General features: G+C 67.5%; 1 protein-coding gene and 1 pseudogene. One reads left to right on the forward strand and one right to left on the reverse strand.

Features of this window, described 5'->3' with window-relative positions:
• Positions 1 to 261: pseudogene (locus AC1DWF_RS35250) on the reverse strand (hypothetical protein); the annotation flags it as partial.
• A gap of 78 nt (positions 262 to 339) precedes the next feature.
• Here AC1DWF_RS35250 and AC1DWF_RS35255 point away from each other — a divergent pair.
• The coding region (locus AC1DWF_RS35255) for an NAD(P)-binding domain-containing protein (protein ID WP_476843109.1) at positions 340 to 661 on the forward strand (322 nt) is incomplete at its 3' end.

The raw sequence follows: 661 nt of genomic DNA on the forward strand, positions 1-661 counted from the left end.
ACCGGAATCCGGCAGCTCGTCCCGCCCATGCTCGCCGAAGACGAAGGGGACTGCGAAGGCCCGCCCCAGGACCCTGCGGGGATCGGCCGTATCCATGACGGCGAAGGCGGTGTCGAGGTGATGCTCGAAATGCGGCGACTCGAAATAGAGGTTCGCCACCGGGTCGTGCCGCATGAATTCCGGCCAGAGCCGGTCGAACGTCGCGTCGAAGATCTGTGCCCGCAGATCCGGCCGCGCGCGGATCGTGACCAGCTCGAGCATCCCGGTTTCCCCCGTGACGGAAGCCTCTCGCATCCGTTGTGATGCCGTGTAGCATCGGCGAATCAGGGAGTGAAACGAATGCAGCTCGGCATGGTCGGACTGGGCCGGATGGGCGCCAATATCCTGCGCCGCGTGATGAAGGCAGGGCATGTCGGCGTCGCCTATGACCGCGACGAAGCCACCGTCGCCGCGCTGGTCGCTGAGGGCGCGCAGGGCGCATCTTCGATCGCGGACCTCGTCGCCAGCCTCAGTGCACCCCGCGCCGTCTGGGTCATGCTCCCCGCGGGCGAGGCCACCGAAGCCACGCTGCTCGAGCTGCACAGCCTGCTGCACGAGGGCGACATCCTCATCGAGGGCGGCAACTCCTTTTGGAAGGATTCCGCGCGCCGCGGCGCAGAGG

Source organism: Aminobacter sp. P4_D5, from assembly GCF_056401815.1.